Annotated in this window: 20 protein-coding genes; 3 read left to right on the plus strand and 17 right to left on the minus strand. The window is 71.0% G+C overall.

Annotated features, from left to right (window positions below; translation table 11 throughout):
* Positions 1–20 precede the first annotated feature (20 nt).
* The 8 genes from CDN99_RS20485 to CDN99_RS20520 form a co-directional block, all read right to left on the minus strand.
* A complete protein-coding gene (locus tag CDN99_RS20485; RefSeq protein WP_088386761.1) occupies positions 21–1,085 on the minus strand; it encodes a YheT family hydrolase in 1,065 nt (354 codons plus the stop codon).
* Between the two features lie 12 nt (positions 1,086–1,097).
* The gene (locus tag CDN99_RS28925) at positions 1,098–1,559 is read right to left on the minus strand and encodes a YybH family protein (RefSeq protein WP_088386762.1); all 462 of its coding nucleotides are present in this window, start codon (positions 1,557–1,559) and stop codon (positions 1,098–1,100) included.
* 55 nt (positions 1,560–1,614) lie between these two features.
* Positions 1,615–1,845 carry a zinc-finger domain-containing protein gene (locus tag CDN99_RS20495; protein ID WP_088386763.1) on the minus strand — a complete coding sequence of 77 codons (231 nt, stop codon included), beginning with the start codon at positions 1,843–1,845 and terminating at the stop codon, positions 1,615–1,617.
* Positions 1,846–1,886: 41 nt separating this feature from the next.
* Entirely contained in the window at positions 1,887–2,810 is a 924-nt protein-coding gene (locus tag CDN99_RS20500; protein WP_088386764.1) for a branched-chain amino acid transaminase, read from the minus strand.
* Positions 2,811–2,871: 61 nt separating this feature from the next.
* Positions 2,872–3,279, minus strand: a complete 408-nt coding sequence (locus CDN99_RS20505) for a hypothetical protein (protein WP_088386765.1) — start codon at positions 3,277–3,279, stop codon at positions 2,872–2,874.
* 77 nt (positions 3,280–3,356) lie between these two features.
* Complete coding sequence (locus CDN99_RS20510; RefSeq protein ID WP_238139626.1) at positions 3,357–3,779, minus strand: antibiotic biosynthesis monooxygenase family protein; 423 nt, start codon at positions 3,777–3,779, stop codon at positions 3,357–3,359.
* Positions 3,780–3,904: 125 nt separating this feature from the next.
* Positions 3,905–5,263, minus strand: a complete 1,359-nt coding sequence (gene radA / locus CDN99_RS20515; protein WP_088386766.1) for a DNA repair protein RadA — start codon at positions 5,261–5,263, stop codon at positions 3,905–3,907.
* 189 nt (positions 5,264–5,452) lie between these two features.
* Positions 5,453–6,919: a sodium:solute symporter gene (locus tag CDN99_RS20520; protein WP_088386767.1), complete on the minus strand. Its 1,467-nt coding sequence runs from the start codon at positions 6,917–6,919 to the stop codon at positions 5,453–5,455.
* 161 nt (positions 6,920–7,080) lie between these two features.
* Here CDN99_RS20520 and CDN99_RS20525 point away from each other — a divergent pair, with 161 nt between their 5' ends.
* From CDN99_RS20525 to CDN99_RS20535, 3 genes are all read left to right on the plus strand, one after another.
* Complete coding sequence (locus tag CDN99_RS20525; protein WP_088386768.1) at positions 7,081–7,713, plus strand: LysE family transporter; 633 nt, start codon at positions 7,081–7,083, stop codon at positions 7,711–7,713.
* A gap of 138 nt (positions 7,714–7,851) precedes the next feature.
* On the plus strand, positions 7,852–8,736 hold the full coding sequence (locus tag CDN99_RS20530; RefSeq protein ID WP_141100892.1) for a DMT family transporter: 885 nt from the start codon (positions 7,852–7,854) through the stop codon (positions 8,734–8,736).
* Positions 8,737–8,928: 192 nt separating this feature from the next.
* Positions 8,929–9,105: a type II toxin-antitoxin system MqsA family antitoxin gene (locus CDN99_RS20535; protein ID WP_238139627.1), complete on the plus strand. Its 177-nt coding sequence runs from the start codon at positions 8,929–8,931 to the stop codon at positions 9,103–9,105.
* On the opposite strand, the gene CDN99_RS20540 is transcribed toward CDN99_RS20535, so the two are convergent.
* The 9 genes from CDN99_RS20540 to CDN99_RS20580 all read right to left on the minus strand — a co-directional run bounded on the left by CDN99_RS20540 (position 9,102) and on the right by CDN99_RS20580 (position 19,495).
* The gene (locus tag CDN99_RS20540) at positions 9,102–11,438 is read right to left on the minus strand and encodes a carbohydrate binding family 9 domain-containing protein (RefSeq protein WP_088386771.1); all 2,337 of its coding nucleotides are present in this window, start codon (positions 11,436–11,438) and stop codon (positions 9,102–9,104) included. The two genes, CDN99_RS20535 and CDN99_RS20540, sit on opposite strands and share 4 nt — an antisense overlap.
* 68 nt (positions 11,439–11,506) lie before the next feature.
* Positions 11,507–12,292, minus strand: a complete 786-nt coding sequence (locus CDN99_RS20545) for an ABC transporter permease (protein WP_158218903.1) — start codon at positions 12,290–12,292, stop codon at positions 11,507–11,509.
* 2 nt (positions 12,293–12,294) lie between these two features.
* A complete protein-coding gene (locus tag CDN99_RS20550; RefSeq protein WP_088386773.1) occupies positions 12,295–13,065 on the minus strand; it encodes an ABC transporter permease in 771 nt (256 codons plus the stop codon).
* Positions 13,062–14,048: an ABC transporter ATP-binding protein gene (locus CDN99_RS20555; protein WP_088386774.1), complete on the minus strand. Its 987-nt coding sequence runs from the start codon at positions 14,046–14,048 to the stop codon at positions 13,062–13,064. The genes CDN99_RS20550 and CDN99_RS20555 overlap by 4 nt, the downstream gene beginning before the upstream one ends.
* Before the next feature lie 148 nt (positions 14,049–14,196).
* Entirely contained in the window at positions 14,197–14,916 is a 720-nt protein-coding gene (locus tag CDN99_RS20560) for a histidine phosphatase family protein (RefSeq protein WP_238139639.1), read from the minus strand.
* An 18-nt stretch (positions 14,917–14,934) separates the two neighbouring features.
* Positions 14,935–16,209, minus strand: coding sequence for a DegT/DnrJ/EryC1/StrS aminotransferase family protein (locus CDN99_RS20565; protein ID WP_088386776.1), 1,275 nt, complete (start codon positions 16,207–16,209; stop codon positions 14,935–14,937).
* Between the two features lie 15 nt (positions 16,210–16,224).
* On the minus strand, positions 16,225–17,367 hold the full coding sequence (locus tag CDN99_RS20570) for a glycosyltransferase family protein (RefSeq protein ID WP_141100893.1): 1,143 nt from the start codon (positions 17,365–17,367) through the stop codon (positions 16,225–16,227).
* On the minus strand, positions 17,364–18,245 hold the full coding sequence (locus CDN99_RS20575) for a PIG-L deacetylase family protein (protein ID WP_158218904.1): 882 nt from the start codon (positions 18,243–18,245) through the stop codon (positions 17,364–17,366). Before CDN99_RS20575 ends, CDN99_RS20570 begins: the two co-directional genes overlap by 4 nt.
* Positions 18,246–18,247: 2 nt before the next feature.
* The gene (locus tag CDN99_RS20580) at positions 18,248–19,495 is read right to left on the minus strand and encodes an aminotransferase class III-fold pyridoxal phosphate-dependent enzyme (protein ID WP_088386779.1); all 1,248 of its coding nucleotides are present in this window, start codon (positions 19,493–19,495) and stop codon (positions 18,248–18,250) included.
* Positions 19,496–19,505 lie beyond the last annotated feature (10 nt).

A 19,505-nucleotide genomic window follows, 5' to 3' on the forward strand; every position in this document is an offset into this window, starting at 1 on the left:
CGGCGGCGGGCTGGACGCGCTCACAGCCGTGCCGCGAACCAGTCGGTCACGCGCTCCGGCATCGTGCGCACGTGGCCGGGCGGACGGCCGGACGGGAAGCCCACGTGCCCGCCGTCGCGCGGTTGCCAGAGCGTCACGAACGCGCCGACCTGCCCCTGTGCCGGCAAGCTCCGTGCCGGCACGAACGGGTCGTTGCGGGCGTTCAGCACCAGCGCCGGCACGCGGATGCGCGCCAGGTGCGGCTTCGCGGAGGCGCGCAGCCAGTAATCGTCGACGTCGCGGAAGCCGTGCAGCGGTCCGGTGAAGATGTTGTCGAACTCATAGAGATTGCGCACGCGCCGCAGCCGGTCGCCGTCGAACAGGCCCGGATGCTGCTGCAGCTTGAGCAGCGCCTTGGGCATCATCGTGCGCAGGAACATCGGCGTGTAGACCAGCCCGTTGAAGCCCTTGCCGATCGCATGGCCGGCCGCCGTCAGGTCCAGCGGCGAGCAGATCGAGCACACCGCCCGGACCGTGCCCGCCGCCGACTCGCCGGCCTCCTGGGCCCAGCGCAGCAGCGCGTTGCCGCCCAGCGAGACGCCGGCCGCGATCATCGGGCCGCGATGCGTGGCGCGCAGCCGGGCCAGGATCCAGCCGATTTCCTCGAAGTCGCCCGAGTGGTACGCGCGCGGCGCCAGGTTGATCTCGCCCGAGCAGCCGCGGAAGTAGGGCATCGCGAACGCCCAGCCGCGCTGGCGCGCGACGCCGGCGAAGGCCTGCACGTACTGGCTGTCGATGCCGCCCTCCAGGCCGTGGAAGACCACGAGCAGCGGGCGCTCCGCGGCATCGGGGGCCGGTGCGATCGGGCCGGGCGCGTGGACCGTGTCGGGCGCGCCGGTGGCGGACCTGGCCGACGTGCCCGCGGCGGAGCCCCGGGTGCCGGTCTCGTCGACCAGGAACTCGACGTCGAGGAAGTCCCCGTCGGGCGTCGCCCATCGCTCACGGCGGAAGGTGGGCGGCGGGCCGTCGAAGCGGCGCGCGAACAACGCGGGCCAGATCGTCTGGGCATGGCCTCCCGGCAACCAGGGAGGCGCCTGGTACTGCATGCGGGATCTCTTTCAGTGCAGCGTCGTCGGCGCGCCCACGGCGGCGATCGACATCTCCTGCTTCACGTCCTGCGACGTGCCCGGGCTCGCGTGATGCGCGACCATGCGCCAGCCCAGCGCCGTCTTCAGGTAGACATTGGTGGCGACGACCCAGGCGCTCTGGACGCCGTCCTCGTCGGTGATCTCGACGCGCTCCAGCACATGGTGGATGGCCGTGTCGCCGACCACCAGCCTGCGCTGGCACTCGGGATGCACCGGCACCGAGCCGCGGGCGAAGATCGCCTCGAAGCTGGCCCGGATCGCCCCCGCGCCGACGATGCGCGGTCCGCCCGGGTGGACGCAGCAGACTTCGTCCTCGTCGCCCCAGACGGCCATCAGCCGCTCCAGGTCGCCACCCTGCAGGGCCTCGTAGAACTGCGCTTCGGTGTCCTCGGGAGAGGCCAGCAGCAGGGCGGTCTGAGGCTTGCGCACCATGGGTCTCGTTCCTGGGTGAAGGTCGGACGGGGCGGAGGGCGGCGACGCCGGGGCGTCAGTGACCGGCGGGCAGGACCTCGCCGGCCTTGAGCTTGTAGAGCGTGCCGCAGTACGGGCAGGCGCCCTGGCCGGTGTGGCTCAGGTCGATGAAGACGCGCGGGTGGTTGCTCCACAGCGGCATCTTGGGGTTGGGGCAGAAGACCACGCCCGGACCTTGCAGGTCCTGGGCGGTGACTTCGACGGTCGCCTTCGGGGCGGTGGCGGGGGTGGTGCTGGCTTCGCTCATGATCTTGTTCTCTTGGCTTGCTGCCGGTGGCCGTTGGTCGCTCAGACCGGCGTCAGCCAGTGGGCGTACTTCGGATTGCGGCCGCCGACGATGTCGAAGAAGGCCGACTGGATCTGCTCGGTGATCGGGCCGCGGCTGCCGATGCCGATCTCCAGGCGGTCGAGCTCGCGGATCGGCGTCACTTCCGCGGCGGTGCCGGTGAAGAAGGCCTCGTCGGCGATGTAGACCTCGTCGCGGGTGATGCGCTTCTCCACGAGCTTCAGGCCCAGGTCCTGGCAGATCGCGAAGATGGTGTTGCGGGTGATGCCGTTGAGCGCGCCGGCCGACAGGTCCGGCGTGTAGACGACACCGTTCTTGATGATGAACAGGTTCTCGCCCGCGCCCTCGGAGACGAAGCCGGACGCGTCCAGCAGCAACGCCTCGTCGTAGCCGTCCTCGGTCGCTTCCATGTTGGCCAGGATCGAGTTGGTGTAGTTGGACACCGTCTTGGCCTGCGTCATCGTGATGTTGACGTGGTGGCGGGTGTAGCTGCTGGTCTTGACGCGGATGCCGCGCTTGAGGCCTTCCTCGCCCAGGTAGGCGCCCCAGGCCCAGGCGGCGACCATCAGGTGGACCTTGTTGCCCTTGGGGCTGACGCCCAGCTTCTCGGAGCCGATCCAGGTCAGCGGACGCAGGTAGCAACTGGCCAGGTTGTTCTCGCGCACGACGGCACGTTGCGCCTGCTCGACCTGCTCGACGCTGAACGGGATCTTCATGCGCAGGATCTTGGCGCTGTTGAAGAGCCGCTCGGTGTGTTCGCGCAGCCGGAAGATGGCCGTGCCGCCGGGGGTCTGGTACGCGCGCACGCCCTCGAAGGCACCACAGCCGTAATGCAGCGTGTGGGTCAGCACGTGGATCTTGGCGTCGCGCCAGTCCACCAGCTCGCCGTCCATCCAGATCTTGCCGTCGCGGTCGTCCAGGGACATGGGTCTTCCTTCCAGGCTTTCTTGGGCCGCGCGAGCGGTCCGTGCTGCAAAGTCGCGGATTTTATGCGGCCGGGGGCTGTCCGTCGTCATCCTCCGGCGAGCCCGGTGCGCGCACCAGCTGCCAGCTCGCGACCACGCCGCGTTCCATGACGATGTCCACCGCGTCGCCGCCGGCGTCGGTCCAGCGGTAGGTGTTCTCGCCCGACTTGACGCCCAGCGAGCGGCACAGCTTGATCAGCTCGATCAGCTTCATGCCGGGGTGCAGCCGCGATTGCAGCATCAGCGCGCTGGAGACGTGGCCCATCGGCGCGTCGTTGGCGGTGCGCATCACCTTCATCAGCTGCGTGAATTGGAGCAGCAGATAGAAGACGACGCAGGACAGGCCCAGGATCGCGCCTTTCCAGCCGAAGAAGGCGCCGCCGGCCACGATGGCGGCGATGGCGAGGAGGATGCCGACGAGTCGGTTCATGCGAGGGGCTCCGGGACAGAATCAGTGAAAGGGGCGAAAGAGGAAAAAGGCGGCCGGGATGCGGCGGGCCTGGCGCTCTAGGCGCTAGCGGCGGCCGGCGCGGCCGGATCGGCGGCGCCGTCGGCCGACTCCCAGCCGTAATGGCGCTCGACCCTGGCGATGCGCAGCTCGTAATGGCGGTACCAGTCGCGGCGGCCCTGGTCGCGGGCGGCCGCGTGCTCGGTGACGGCGCGCCAGGCGCGAATGTCCTCCAGGCTGCGCCAGTAGGACACCGTGATGCCCAGGCCGTCGGTGCCGCGGGCGCTCTCCACGCCCAGGTAGCCGGGCTGCGCGGCGGCCAGCGCGACCATGCGGTCGGCCGTCTCGCCGTAGCCGTCGTCGGTGCGCGCGTCGGTGCGCTGGCTGCAGAAGATCACCGCGTAATAGGGCGGCTGGAAGGGGAAGTCGGTCCGCCCTCCGGGGGAGGCGAGGGACCGGGCGATGGCGTCGGCGGTGGTCATGGGGCGGCTCCGTGGCGATGGCGGCGCGGGCGTCGAGTGCAGCCGGCATTGTCGTCGCCCCATCGCGCGGACGAATGTGGCGATTGCGCAGGCGCGAGCGTGCGCCGCGGGGCAATCGCCGCCGCTCACATGCCGCGCAGCACCTCGATGGCGTCCTCGATGCGGGCCACCGCATGCACGGTCAGGCCGGGGATGGCCTTCTTCGGCGCGTTGGCCTGCGGCACCACGGCGATGGAGAACCCCAGCTTGGCGGCCTCCTTCAGCCGCTCCTGGCCGCGCGGCGCGGGGCGCACCTCGCCCGCCAGGCCGACCTCGCCGAAGGCGAAGAAGCCCTTGGGCAGCGGCTTGCCGCGCAGCGAGCTCTGGATCGCGAGCAGCACCGCCAGGTCGGCCGCCGGCTCGCTGATGCGCACGCCGCCGACGGCGTTGACGAAGACGTCCTGGTCCATCGTGGCCACGCCCGCGTGCCGGTGCAGCACGGCCAGCAGCATCGCCAGCCGGTCGCGCTCCAGGCCCACGGACAGGCGTCGCGGGCTCGGGCCGCCGCTGTCGACCAGCGCCTGCAGCTCCACCAGCAGCGGCCGGGTGCCCTCCAGCGTCACCAGCACGCAGGAGCCGGGCACCGGCTCGCCGTGGGTGGACAGGAAGATCGCGCTCGGGTTGGTGACGCCCTTCAGGCCCTTCTCGGTCATCGCGAAGACGCCGATCTCGTTGACCGCGCCGAAGCGGTTCTTGATCGCGCGCACCAGGCGGTAGCTGCTGTGCGTGTCGCCCTCGAAGTAGAGGACCGTGTCGACGATGTGCTCCAGCACGCGCGGGCCGGCCAGCGCGCCTTCCTTGGTCACGTGGCCCACCAGCACCATCGCGCAGCCGGTGGCCTTGGCGGTGCGGGTGAGTTGCGCCGCGCACTCGCGCACCTGCGCGACCGAGCCGGGCGCGGAGGCGAGCTGCTCGGAGTACAGCGTCTGGATCGAGTCGATGACGCAGAAGTCGGGCTGCTCGACCTCGATGGTGGCGAGGATCTTCTCCAGGCCGATCTCGGCCAGCACGCGCACCTGCGAGCCGTCCAGCCCCAACCGGCGCGAGCGCATCGCGACCTGGGCGCCGGATTCCTCGCCGGTGACGTAGAGCGCCTTCATCTGCCGGGACAACGCATCCACGGCCTGCAGCAGCAGCGTGGACTTGCCGATGCCCGGATCGCCGCCGATCAGCACCACCCCGCCGGTGACGATGCCGCCGCCCAGGACGCGGTCCAGCTCCTCCAGCGAGGTGGGGGTGCGGTCGAAGTCGCGCGCCTCGATCTCGGACAGCGTCGCCACCGGCTGGCTGCGGGCCAGCGCCTGGTAGCGGTTCTTGGCGCCGGTGGGCTCGGCGGCGGTCTCCACCAGCGTGTTCCAGGCGTTGCAGGACGGGCAGCGGCCCAGCCACTTGGCGCTGGCGGCGCCGCATTCGGAGCAGACGTATTGGGTTTTCGGGGTGGCCATGGGGCGGGATTGTCGCCGCCCGCCGGCGCCCGGCTGACAGCAGTCCGGCCCGCGCGATCGGCGCCGCGCCCTGTGGGCAAGGCTGTTGAAAGGCTTGTGGGCAACCTGTTGATTGCCTGTTGGCGGCCTGTTGGTGGCTTGTGGGCGGGCTGGGGATGAGCTGGGGCCGGACTGTGGGTGAGCCGGGCGTCAGGCGACGGAAGCCTGTGGATAACCGGCCGGGCGGGAGCCCGCCCACAAGCCGCCGAAGGTCAGCGCCGCGTTGACCAGCAGCAGCTCCAGCCCCATCCGGTAGTCGCCGAAGAAGGTCGCCTGATGGGCGTCGACGACCCAGCACAGCGCCGGCGCCGCCAGCGCGATCCACGGCAGCACGCCGCCGCGCAGCGTGCGCCGCGTCAGGATGCCGAAGGCGAACAGGCCCAGCAGCGGACCATAGGTGTAGCCGGCCAGCTTCAGGATCAGGTTGACCATGCTGGCATCGTCCAGCCAGCGGAAGCCCAGCGTCAGCAGCAGGAACAGCGCTGCGTAGCCCAGGTGCACCATCCGGCGCACGCGGCGCTTGCGGGCCTCGTCCCAGTCGCGACGCTCCTGCAGGCCGATCAGGTCGATGCAGGTGCTGGAAGTCAGCGCGGTGATGGCGCCGTCCGCGCTGGGGAACAGCGCCGAGATCAGCGCCACCACGAAGATCAGCTGCACCCACGCCGGCAGGTGCTCCATCACGACGGCGGGGAACAGCCGGTCGCCGTGCGCGGCGATGCCCTGCTGCCGGGCGTACATCGTCAGCAGCCCGCCCAGGAACAGGAAGAGCAGCACCACGACGGTCATGATGGCCGCCATCACCATCATGTTCTTCTGCGCGTCGGCGAGGCGCTTGACCGAGATGTTCTTCTGCATCATCTCCTGGTCCAGCCCGGTCATCGCCACCGCGATCGCGGCGCCGGCCAGCAACTGCTTGGCCCAGTGGGAGGCGCTCATCGGATCGGTGACGAAGACCTCCGCCAGGCCGGCCGAGCGCATCGCCTGCCAGCCGCCGAGCACGTCCAGCCCCATCGCGTGCAGCAGGAAGACCACGCAGATGACCAGCCCGCCCAGCATGCCGGTGGTCTGCAGCGTGTCGGTCCAGACGATGGTCTTGACGCCGCCCTCCAGCGTGTAGAGCAGGATCATGACCAGCACCAGCAGGGCGCTCAGCCAGAACGGCATGCCGAACTGCGCCAGCACCAGGTCCTGCAGGATGCGCACGACCAGGTAGAGCCGGGCGGTCGCGCCCAGGGTGCGGGACAGGATGAAGAAGCCGGCGCCGGTGCGGTGCGCCGCGATGCCGAGCCGATCCCCCAGGTAGCGGTAGATCGAGCTCAGGTTCATCCGGTAATACAGCGGCAGCAGCACGAAGGCGACCACCGCGTAGCCGGCGATCTGGCCCAGCATGATCTGGAAGTAGCTGAACGCGCCGGCGCCGACGGAGCCCGGCACGCTGATGAAGGTCACGCCGGAGAGCGACGTGCCGATCATCCCGAACGCCACCAGCGCCCAGTGGCTGTTGCGGTTGCCGATGAAGAAGCTGTCGTTGTCGGCGCGGCGTGAAGTCCACCAGGCGACCGCCAGCAGCAGCGAGAAGTAGGCGACGACGACGATGAGCAGGACGGAGGCTGACATGGCGCGCGATTATTCAAGCGCGGGCGCGCTGGCCGCATTCCGAACGCGGCGGCAGGCATAACCGGGGGCTGGGTCGCCCGGGGCGCGGTCGGCGTTAACCCTGACCTTCGAGATTTCCGAAGTGCCGTGCTACAACCTCGGCTCCTCGCAGGAGTCGCATCATGGAGTTTTCAGTCTGGCTGGGGTTTTTCGCGGCCTCGTGGGCCATCAGCCTGTCCCCGGGCGCCGGTGCCATCGCGGCGATGAGCGCCGGACTGAATCACGGCTTCAAGCGTGGCTACTTCATGACGATCGGGCTGATCCTGGGCATCCTGACGCAGATCGTGTTCGTCGGTGCCGGCCTGGGGGCGCTGATCGCGGCGTCCGAGCAGGCGTTCGCGGTGGTCAAGTGGGTGGGCGTGGCCTACCTCGTCTACCTGGGCATCCAGCAGTGGCGCGCGCCGGCCAGGCCGCTGGTGGCGCAGCAGGCCGAGGGCACGCGGGTCACGCGGCGCCAGCTGGTGATGCGCGGTTGGGGCATCAACGCGGTGAACCCCAAGGGCACCGTCTTCCTGCTGGCCGTGGTGCCGCAGTTCCTGAACCTGCATACCAGCCTGACGCCGCAATACGCGGTGATCGGCGCGACGCTGGCCTTCACCGACGCCGTCGTCATGGCCGGCTACACGGTGCTGGCGGCGCGGGTGCTGTCGGCGTTGCGCTCGGAGGGCCACCTGAAGGTGATGAACCGGGTGTTCGGCTCGTTGTTCGTGGCGGCCGGCGCGCTGCTCGCGACCTTCAAGAAGGCCGCCGACTGAACCTTCGCGCCTCTTCCCCGGCAGGCCGCCCACGAGGCGGCCTGCTCGTTTCCCGGCCCGCCGAAGGTCGCGTCGCGCGACCGGGCCGCTTGGATCGACCCTGACCGGGGTCGTTCGTTCTCCCGATTGCCGCCGCTCATGTCCACCGTTTCCGACCGCTGGTTGTTCTGGGGCCCGACGCTGATCTGGGCCAGCACCTGGCACGTGATCCTGTACCAGTTGGCCTCCGGCGTGCCGGTGCTGAACTCGGTGGGCTGGCGCTTCGGCCTGGCGGCGTTGATGCTGGCGGCGTTCGCGCGCTGGCAGAAGCTGTCGCTGAAGTTGCCGCTGTCGGCGCACGGGCTGATGCTGGCGACGGGCATCGTGCAATACAGCGGCAATTACTTCTCCGTCTACGAGGCGGAGCGCCACATCCCCTCCGGACTCGTGGCGGTGCTGTTCTGCCTGATGGTGTTCGGCAACGCGTTGTCGGGACGGGTGTTCTTCGGCCAGCGGGTGACGGCGCGATTCCTGGTCGCGTCGGCCGGCGCGGTGCTGGGCGTGGTGATGATCTTCTGGCCCGAGATCGCGTCCACCGGCGCGCGCCCGACGGCGGCCTACGGGCTGATGCTGGGCCTGGCGGCGGTGCTGGCCGCCTGCGTCGGCAACGTGCTGACGCTGACGCTCACCCGCCGCGGCCTGGCGCTGGTGCCGGTGCTGGCGTGGAGCATGGGCTACGGGTCGGTGTTCCTGCTGGTCATGTCGCTGGTGACGGGGCAGGGGCTGACGTTCGCGTGGACGCCGTCGTACGTGCTGAGCCTGCTGTACCTGGCGGTGCTGGGGTCGGTGGTGGCCTTCGTCCTGTACTTCAAGCTCGCGCAGCGGCAGGGCACGGCACGGGCCGCGCTGACCGGGGTGGTGATCCCGGTCATCGCGCTGGGGATCTCCGCGATCTTCGAAGGCTGGCGGCCGACGGCCCTGGCGCTCGCCGGCATGGTGCTGTGCCTGGGCAGCATCTACGCGGCGACGCGGCCGAGGCGCTGAACTGACGCGCCGCTGACCGTGTCCTCCCCTGGAGGGAACCGGCATCCGTTCTTGCGTTATCGCAAGGGGGGGGCATTTGACCCACTTGCACGCTGCGCTCCTCGACGACGGGGGGGCCATGTCGGCGTCCCTCTTCATCAGTTCTTCCGAGGAGCTCTCAAGATGAAATGCCCTGTGTGCGGACTCGCTGAAATGGCCCTGGACACCCGGGATGCAGCGCATGTCTATAAGGGGCGGACGGTCGTGATTCCTGCCGTGACCGGTGACCACTGTCCTGCTTGCGACGAATGCCTGACAGAGCATCGCGAGACCGACAAAATCATCCAGGCGGTGAACGAGCTCTCCAAACAGGTCGACGCCCCCGCCTAACGCCAGAAATCCACGCTGTACTTCGCGAACCACTCCGTGTTGCGGCGACCGCTGGGCGCCGCGCGGGTATCGGTGACGCCGAAGGCCAGCACGGTGCCGCGGGGCTGGCGGTGCTGGTAGATGAACGACCGCGTGTCGGCGGTGCTGCGCGTGGCGCTCAGCAGGTTCGGTTCCTCTTCCCGCGTCGAGCGTTGCCGCTGCAGGATCAGGCGCACGCTGTGCTCGGCGCTCCACTGGAACACCGTCAGCAGTCGCCCCGCCCATTCGTCGAGCGAGCGCCCGCCGCCGGGCCGATCCAGCCGCGACCAGCTCAGCAGCGGCGCCGCCTCCAGCGCCGTCCCGCCGGGCAGCGGCACGCGCAGCAGCATCTCCGTGCGGCCGGTCCGGCCGTTGACGATCCGGTCGGCGTCCACGTCCAGCATGCGGCCGCTCTCCCACTCCAGCCGCAGCGTCGCGAACCAGGCGCTCGGGTTGATCGTCATGCCGAAGTCCAGCGTGCGTTCCTCATGCAGCCGACCGCCGGTCTCGTTGCGGATCGAGCGCGCGTTGGCATGCATCCACGCATCCAGCATGCGCGGTCCGCTGAACCAGATGCCCGGCGATATCGACCGGTCCGCCCGCTCGCCGGACGGCACGCCGTGGCGGTCGTCGGCCATCGTCCGTGTCTCCTGCAAGGCGAGCTGCAACTCGAATTCATCCGCCTCGAACCACCCCATCGGCATCACCCCCAGCCGACGGTTCAGCTCGTAGGAGACCCGCCGGATGCCGCTCTGGTTGACGAAGCCGTTGTCGTTGGCGAAGCGCGGACTGATCTCCTCCAGGTGCAGCCGGGAGGCCCAGCGCTCGCTGCGGTGCTGCAGGTCCACCCACAGGTAATGACCGGACCGCGCCCGCGTGGCCTCCAGCATGTCGTCGTCGTTCAGGTCCGCCGTCGTGGACGACAGCAGCCCCTGCGCCCGCCACTGCCAGTCGCTGCCGAGCTCGCCTTCCACGCTCGCGCCGCCGACGCGGTTGTAGCGACCGCCGCCGTAATCGCGGTTGGACAGCAGCGTCGCCACGCCCAGGTCGCCCAGTTGCCAGCGGCGGCGCAGGAAGGCGGCGCTGGAGGGGGCCTGGACCGGCGCCTCGATCGTGCCGTAGGCATACGGGCGCAGCATCGTGCCGCCGCCCTTGTCGCGCACGGCCAGCGCGGTGGCGTCGCCGTCGGCGCCGCGCCAGGTGGCGCGCAGCCCCCAGCGCGGATTGGCCAGCGCGCGCGAGTAGAAGGCCGCCAGGCCGCGCGCCGAGCCGTCCTCGTTGCCCTGGCCCTGGCCGGTGACGTCGAGGCTTTCGAGGAAGAACGGCCGCTTCTCCGCCTGCCGCAACGCGTAGCGGACGTTGCCGGAGAGTTGGGGTTGGTCGAGCTCCACCTGCGAGAAATCGGGATTGACCATGCCGTCCACGATCCAGTCCGCGCGTGGGCGCCACTTGACCGACACGCCCAGCAAGGCCTCGTTGTCGCTGGTGGTGCGGCCGTCGGCGGCGCGGGCTTGCGTGCGGCGCCACGTGAGCTCGGGCCGCACGCGCAGGAAGCCGCGATCCCGCAACTCGTCGACCAGGTCGTCGGCGGCGGCGATGGGCGGCATCTCCGCCAGCAGGTGCAAGGCGTCGGACGTCAGGGGCGCGCTCACCCATAACGCGTTCTCGCCGCGCGGCACGCTGCGCGTCACCATCAACCGCCACGGCTGGCCGCCCTCGAGCGGATATCGCAGCTCCGCGAACGGGATGCGCAGCTCCACGCTGTAGCCGTCCGGCAGGCGCCGCGCGGCGGCCTGCACGTCGAAGTCGGGCGCCAGGTTCTCCGCCGCATCGCGCGCGCTGTACAAGCCGTCGGCGACGATGCCGCTGGCGCTCACCCGCACGAACTGCGCGCTGCGCCGCAGCCCGACCGGATCGATGAAGACGGCGACGTAGTCCTGGCTGCGCGCCACCCGGTCCCGCCGCACCAGCGGCGCGCGGATGGCCTCCGGCGCCGGGTCGAAGGCGCGGATGCCGACGATCAGCGCGCCGCGGTCGATGATCACCTGCACCGTCGTGCGCCAGCGCGCCTCCTGCCGGTCGCGCGGCTGCAACTGGACGAAGCGGTCGTGCGTCGGCACGCGGGACCAGATTTCCTCGTCCAGCGTGCCGTCCAGCACCACCTCGGCGTCGCCCTTCACGCGCAGCACCTGCAGCGCCGTGGGCGGCGGGACGCGCGCGGCGGCCTCGTCGGCATGTGCCGGCCCCTGCGCGCGGACGGGGAGGCCCAGGAGCACGCCGATCAACAGCAGCGGCATCAGGGCGACGGCAAGCATCGGGGTCGGAACGCGACGTGTCATGCGAAGGGAAGGTCGGAACGGAAGAAGTCGACGGCGCGTCGCCATCAGCTCGAGGCGGAACGATAGCCGCGCAGGGCCCGCAGCCAGACGTGGCGCGCCAGCGCGAAGAAGACGCCGGCCACCGCCAGGCTGGTGAGCGTGTGCCGGGGCGAGATCCGGTCCAGCAGCGCCATCGCCGGGAAGGAGGTGATGACCGCCAGCGGCAGCACGAAGGTGAAGACCAGGCGCCACAGCCCCTCGAAGACCTGCACCGGCCAGCGGGAGAAATCCATCAGCGCGCTCAGCACGTTCATGAGGTTCTGCACCCTCACCACCAGGAAGGAGCCCGCCACGCACAGGATGAAGATCGAGTAGAGCGTCAGCAGCGCCGCGCCCGACAGCACCGTGGCCAGGGCCACCGCGGCGAGCGACGGGCTGGTGCGCAGCGCCGCGAACCCCATGCCCATCAGCGCGATGCCGGCGGCGCCGCGCACCGCCTGCCAGGGCCGCATGTGGCCGAGCGAGCACAGGAACATCGCGTCCACCGGCTTCATCAGCACGTAGTCGAAGTGGCCGGTGCGGATGCCGCCGATGGTCTGCGCCAGGCTGGGCGCGATGACGCCGTCCAGCACGCAGCGCATCATGAGGAACCAGCCCAGCAGCACCAGCATCTCGCCGTAGCGCCAGCCGGCCACCTGCTCGCGCTCGCCGTACAGCACGGCCACCGGGATCAGCTGCACCGCGACGACCAGCAGCGTCGAGGCGCCTTCGAGGAAGAAGTCCGACCGGTACTGACCGGCCCGCTTGAACGCCAGGATCGCCATGGCGCGCAGGATCTGGAGGTGGCGCATCGTCATCCATACGCCGCGTAGCGGCGCACTCCGAGTTTCCAGGTCCACAGGGCCAGCGCGTTGAGCACCACGAACATCAGCGCCTGCACCGCCAGCCAGTACGCGGCGGTCGCCGCGTCATGCCGGCCCAGCAGCATCTCCACCGGCAACGACAGCACGAAGCGGAAGGGCAGGTAGGCGGCCACGTCCGCCATCGCGCCGGGCAGGAAGCTCAGCGGCACCAGGTAGCCGGACAGCACGCTGCCCACCGTCTCGTACAGCTTGAAGACCATGATGGACCGGCTGATCCAGAAGCCCAGGCAGCCGATGATGATCTGGATGGCCTGGTTGATGCCCAGCGCCAGCACCAGCGCCAGCGCGAAGGACGGCAGGCGCTGCGCCAGGGGCGCGCCGCCGGTGCTCTGCAGCAGCGCGGCGATCACCACCGGCGCCGCGACCAGCAGCCGCGCCGGCACCTCGGCGAGCGTGATCGCCAGGTAGTTGATCAGCGGATGCGCCGGCTTGAGCAGCCAGAACGACAGCTCGCCGGTGCGCAGGTCCTCGTTGAGGTTCCACACCAGGTTGCATTCGGTGATCAGCACGACGGCCAGCACGCCCAGGAAGTAGGCGGTGATATCGCTGCTGGTGTAGCCGCCGAAGGCGCCGTCGCGCGTCACCGCGCGCCACAGCGCCAGCATGATCAGCGGCATGGTCAGCGTCATCAGCCACAGCAGGAACTCGGTGCGCCACGCCAGGACCTCCGCGAAGCGGATGCGCGCCAGGGTCCGGATCACGCCGCGGCCTCCACGCCGGCCTGGCCGTAGACCTCGCGCAGGACGTCGTCCAGCGACGGGTCCTCGATCATGAGGTCGGCCATCTCGGGCAGGGCCATCACCGCGCGCACCAGCTCCGGCACGCGCTCGTTGCCGACACGCGCTTCGATCCGGCCGTCCGGCGTCGGGCGCAGCGCCCAGGCCGCCAGCAGCGGTCCGGGCAGGACCGATCCGGACCAGCGGAACGACACCACCTTCTCCGGCTTGACCGTGCGCACGAAGTCCCGCAGGTCGCCGTCGTAGACCAGCGTGCCGTGGTTGATCACCACCACCCGCGGGCAGATGGCGGCCACGTCCTGCATGTAGTGCGAGGTCAGCAGCACCGTCGCGCCGTGGGCGCGGTTGTAGGCCAGGATGAAGTCCCGCACCGCCGCCTGCATGCCGGCGTCCAGGCCGATCGTCGGCTCGTCCAGGAACAGCACCTTGGGCTGATGCAGCAGCGCGGCCGCGAATTCGCAGCGCATGCGCTCGCCCAGCGACAGCTGCCGGGTCGGCTTGTGCATCAGCGGACCCAGCGCCAGCAGGTCCACCAGCTCGCCCAGGGTGACGCGGAAGGTCGCGGACGGGATGCCGTAGACGGCCCGGATCATCTCGAAGCTGTCCGCCGGCGGCAGGTCCCAGATCAACTGGCTCTTGCCGCCCATCACCATGGTCATGCGGCGCAGGTAGTCCGGGGCGCGCTCATACGGCACGTAACCGTCGACGCGCGCCGATCCCCCGCTGGGATGCAGCAGGCCGCACAGCACCTTCATCAGCGTCGTCTTGCCCGCGCCGTTGGGGCCGAGGAAACCCACCCGCTCGCCGTCGCGAATGGAGAAATGCACGTCGCGCAGCGCGACGACCTCCTCGGTCCGGCGGCGGAACAGCGACGCGACCACCGCGCCGAAATGCTGCTCGCGGCGGTGGACCCAATAACTCTTGCTCAGCCCGGCGACCTCGATCATGGTGCCGCTCCTCCATCCGGCCGCGACACGGCGGCCGTTCCTTGTTCCGTCATTCGGTTCTCCGTGCGTCGTCGTGTTGCGCGCCGCCCGCGCCTCCCGCATCGCGTGAGGCATCGCGCGTCGCCCGACGAGCCGCGCTCGGGCGCGGTCAAATCCAGCGCCCCAGGTGCGCCAGGCCATTCACCATCAACAGCCGGGCCGGCGCGCCCAGCCCCTCGCTCTCCACCACGTGCACGCCGGTGTTGCTGAGCCGGAAGCGGAAGCGCCGCAGCGCGTCGAGCTCCAGGCCGAGCAGCGCCAGCAACGCCAGTTCCACCGTCGTCGCGTGAGAGACGATCAAGGTCGTCGCGCGCGCGCCGGCGCTCGGAGCCTCGTGCGCCGCACGCGTCGCACCGGGGCGCACGGCCTCGCTGGTCGCATCGGCCCCGCCGGACGGGCTCCGCCGCTCGCCGAGCTCGCTCAAGAACGACCGCACGCGCTCGAACTGCGCCGTCAGCGACTCGACGCCCGGGATCAGGACTCGATCGGGGAAGGCCACGCGCCGCGTCAGGAAGCCGTCCCAATCGCCCTGCGTGAGACCGGTCGGCGAGGCCGCCGTCGGCGCCACCTCGACCAGCCTCGGATCGATGGCCAGTGCGAGCCCGCGGGCCCGCGCCAGCGCCGTCGCGGTGTCGAGCGCGCGCCGCATCGGGCTGCAGAAGACGGGCCCCTCGCACCAGCCCTCCGGCAGGCCGGCCGCCAGCGCCGCCGCCTGGCGTTGGCCGAGCGCGGTCAACGGACTGTCGGCCTGCGACGCGTCCAGCGGCGCGCCGTCGTCCAGCAGATTGCAGTCGGCCTGCGCGTGGCGCACGAGCACGAAACGATGCACGGGCAATCCGTTGCTCCTTCAGCCACGCAGCGCGTCGACGGACCGCGCGACCTTCTCGAAGGCCGCCGCGACGCGGGCCATCGCGTCGGCATCCGCCAGCAGCATGCGATGCGGCAGCGCCAGGCTGGCGCGCGAGAAGGCGTCGGCCGCCGGCAAGTGGAAGCGCGATGGGTCGACCGCGTCGGTGAACTCCTTGCCCAGCGCGAAACGCGTGCGCGAGAACGGCTGATACAGACGGTTCCGGTTCAGCGCGGCGTACATCGTCTTGCAGGGCAGATGCAATTCGGCCGCCAGCGCCGCCGCGAAGCGCTCGACGCCGACCTCCCGCGCGAGTGTTTCCGGCAGCCCCACCACGTAGGTGTAGTGCGCGCGCGCCGTCGTGCCCGCCGAGGTCTGCTGCGGCGCGAAGCCCAGCCCGGACAGCAGGCCGTCCAGCACCTCGGCATTGCGGCGGCGTTGCGCCAACTGGTCGTCCAGCGGCTCCAGCTGCCCCATCAGGATCGCGGCATGGAACTCCGACAGGCAGTAGTTGCTGCCCATGATCTCGGCGGTCTCGACCAGCGCCATCTCGTCCAGCGCCGGCGGTTGCTCGGAGAAGGTGCGGCCGTCGGCGCGCAGATGCGCCAGGCGGCGCGCCAGCGCGGCGTCGTCGGTGATGACGGCGCCGCCCTCGCCGCTGGTCAGCAGTTTGCTGTGCTGCATCGAGAAGGCACCGGCGGCGCCGAAGCGGCCGACGTGCCGGCCGTCGTAGCGCGCGCCGTGGGCCTGGGCGCAGTCTTCGATCAACGGGATGTCGTGTTTGCGCGCGACGGCGACCAGCCGGTCCAGGTCGGCCACGGCGGATCCGAGGTGCACCACCGTGATGGCGCGCGTGCGCGGCGTCAGGGCGCGCTCGACCTGGGCCGGATCGAGGCAGCCGGTGCGCGGATCGACGTCGGTCAGCACCGGAATGGCGTTGATGCCCAGCACCGCCGACGCCGAGGCCACCCAGCTCACGCCGGGCACGATCACCTCGTCGTGCGCGCCCACGCCGCAGGCCTCCAGCGCCATGGTCAGGCTGGCGGTGCCGGTGGACGCCGGCACGCACCAGCGCGCGCCGGTGTAGGCCGCGAAGGCGCGGCCGAAACGCTCCTCCCACGAGTCCTCGCCGCGGTACTGCCCGCTGATGGACCAGCGGTGGCTGGCCAGCACCGCGTCCAGGTTGCGGCGCGTGGCCTCGTTGCTCTGCGGCCAGTTGGGCCACGGTCCGTCGAAGACGGCGTTGCCGCCGTGGATCGCCAAGGTGTCGGCCATGTGTTCCTCCAGGATTCAGGGGGTTGAAACGGGGTGGGCGCGTGGCCCGGCGTCGCACGGCGCGCCGTCCTCCCGGGTCGCGCGACCGATCAGGTCCAGGTAGGCGGCGGCGACGTCGTCCCAGCCCCAGGGCGCCATCGGCTTGGGCGCCAGCGCGCGGAAGCGGTCCTGCGCGATGACGGCGCGCAGCGCGGCGGCGTCGTCCACCAGCAGCGAGGCGAAGCCGTCCGTCGCGCCCGCGCCGCGCAGCCCCACCACGGGCAGGCCGAAGTGGACGCACTCGGCCGCCAGGAAGTTGAAGGTCTCGTGATACTGGCTCAGCACGAAGGCCGCGCTGATGCCGCCGAAGACGCGCGCATGGTCCTCGTCGAGCCGGTAGTCCCGCACCACGTCGCAGCCGGCGCGCGCCACTGGATCGTCGAAATGGGCCTTGGCCTGCCGGCCCAGCGTCGTCCAGCCGCTGAAGATCACGCGCACCGGCACGCCGCGCGCGCGGCAGGCGTCGACGGCGGCGGTGACGATCTCCAGCCGCGCCTTGCCGGCCAGCAGCAGCACGGGGCCGTCGCGGTCGCGATGGTCCAGCCGGGGCAGGTGATCGACCGCCCACGGGATGACCTGGCGGCGCGGGAAGCAACGGGTCCAGGGCTCGTCGCGGAAGCAGACGTCGGCGGCGTACAGCGCCGGATGCGCGTGCGCCGCGCTGCAGGGCGCGGCGGGATCGCCGCCGGCACGGTGCCGGTCGCAGGGCAGCACCACGCCGCGGCCATGGGTGAGCGCGCCCACGTCATGCCAGATCCGCACGACACGCGCCCGCAGGCCGGCGTCCGTCGATGGGGCCTGGCGCCAGAACAGCGGGCTGTCCGGCAGCGGGAAGACCGCGTCCGCCGACAGCGCCGCGGCCCGCCGCGCCAGCGCCTGGGCATCGGGGCAGTCCTGACGGCGATACCAGTGCACGCGGACGCCGCGCGCGGCCAGCGCCGTCGACAGCTGATACAGCGCGCGCTCGATGCCGCCGCCGTGGCGCAGGTCGAAGTCGTCCGAGTAGCGCTCGAACAGCACCGTCGCGACGCGTCGCGCGCCTTCGCCCGCATCCGCATCCGCGCCCGCGCCGGTACCGGGACTGGCACCGGCGTTCGAGTCCAGGTCTCGCCGGGTCATGGCGTGCGCGCCGCCTCGGGCGCGGGCGTCGCGCGGCGCCACAGTCGCTCGGCGTACCCGCCGGTATCGCCGGCCACGCGTCCGGCGTGCAACAGCATCTGGGCGACCGTCGGCGCGCTGGTCTGCGAGCGATAGGCCCACATGTCGTCGACCTTGGCGTCCAGCACCGCATCGATGCTCACCGTCGCCGCCGGCATCAGGCCGTCGGCGATCAACCGCCGCTCGATGTCGGCCAGGCCGAGGGTCGCGCTGTAGGGAACGTCTTCGTAGAAGAGCAGGTCGAAGCCGGCGGTCGAATCCTCCAGCGCGCATGCCGCGTCCCGCACGATGCGATGGTCGACATGGCCGCCGAGCGCGCAGGGCGCCAGCACCACCTGCGGCGCGGTACGGGCGATGACGGCGCCGATCAGCGTCGCGGCGTCGGGCGCGCGCGCGTCGTCCTCGGGCGCGGCCGTGAGTTCGCGGACCTCGTCATAGCCGCTCAAGGCGCTGTCGGGCACCGGCAGCAGGTCGAAGGCGATGCCGTGCCGATCGCAATAGGCCTGGTCCTCCTGTCGGCGCTGCGTCGACACCGCGTCGGCGCCCGCACGCCGCAGCGACCGCGGCAGCGCCCAGCCGCTGCGGCCAAAGACGGTCAGCAGGCGCAGGTCGGCATTGCCGGCGTGGCTTCCGTCCCCCCTGAGGCCCGCCGGCCGCGGCCCTTCGGCTTGACCCGTGTGATCGATCAGGCCCGGGTGCGTCGACCGTTGGGCCGAACGCGCCAGCCGAGCCCGCTGCGTCAACTGCGCCACGAGGCCGCCGATCGAATAGGCCACGTCGTCCGCGTGCGGCGACAGCAGCAGCACGCGCCGGCTCGCGATCGAGGACAGGAAGGACACGCTCACAGCTCGTCCTGGATCCACCGGATCGCATCCGCGGCCGGCACGACATCGGTCGCGCCGTCCATCATGCAGAACGCGGCCTGGAAGCGCCGATGCGGGCTCACCGCCGTGGGCGCGATCGGGCCGAGCTGCCGCGCCGTGGCCGCCAGGCCGTCCGCGAAACGCTGCAGCAGCTCGTCCAGCACGTCGGCGGTCGCCAGCGAGACCGACTGGTTGTCGCCCTCGTACAGCAGCAGGCCGGCGGCGGCGCAATGGGCGTACATGACCTGGTCCATGGCCTCGGTGGCGGCGACGATCTGCAGCATGGGGCCGTCGCCGTAGATCTCGATCGGCAGCTCGCTGCGGCGGACGACCTCGCGCATGCCCGCGGCCAGCGCCGCGCCGCAAGCGCTCAAGCGGCGATAGCCGTCGTTCCGGGTCATGTGGTCCAGCGTCGCCAGCGCGGCCACGATGGGCAGGGTGTCGAAGTAGGCGGTGTAGGTGAACTCCTTGGCCGCCGCCAGCACGTCGGCGCGGCCGACCAGGCAGGACAGGCGCTGGCCGTTGGCCAGTCCCTTGGCGAAGGTGTACAGGTCGGCATGCGCGCCGGCGGCCTTGGGGAAGTACGAGGCCGCCTCGCCGCGGTAGCCCTGCTTGACGTCGTCGCAGCACAGCAGCACGCCGTGCCGGCGCGTGATCGCCGTCAGGCGCTGCAGCGTCTCGGGCCGCAGGTGGACGTGGTCCGGCGACAGGATGACCAGCGCGACCTCGCCGCGATGCTGCTCCAGCACTTGATCGAGCAGTTCCGGCACGAAGAAGAAATCGATCACGCCGGCCGGATTGGCCACCAGCAGCTCGCCGGAGCCGGCCCAATCGTGGCCCCAGCCGTGATAACCGGCGCTGACGACCAGGCGCCGGCCGGTGGCGGCGCGCGCGACCTGCACCGCGGCGCGGCAGGCCTCGGTGCCAGTGCTGAAGAAGGCCAGTCGGGCGCCCGGCAGGCCCAGGTCCGCGACGATGCGGTCGGCCAGTTCCTCGTGCCGGTCGCTCCAGCAGGTGGCGCTGGCGTGGCGGCCTTGCAGGTGGCGGATCATGGCCTCGTCCACCGCCGGGTGGTGATGGCCGAGCGTGACGCAGCCCTTGCCGTTCATCAAGTCGATGTACGACTTGCCGTCCGAGAGCGTCACCTTGGCGCCCTCGGAACTGACGGCCCGCAAGCGGGGGCGGGCGGTGTAGATGCCGGTGACGATGTGAGTTGGCCTGTCCATGTGATGCTCC

The sequence above is a fragment of the Roseateles aquatilis genome, assembly GCF_002205645.1.
Classification (GTDB): Bacteria; Pseudomonadota; Gammaproteobacteria; order Burkholderiales; family Burkholderiaceae_C; genus Roseateles; species Roseateles aquatilis.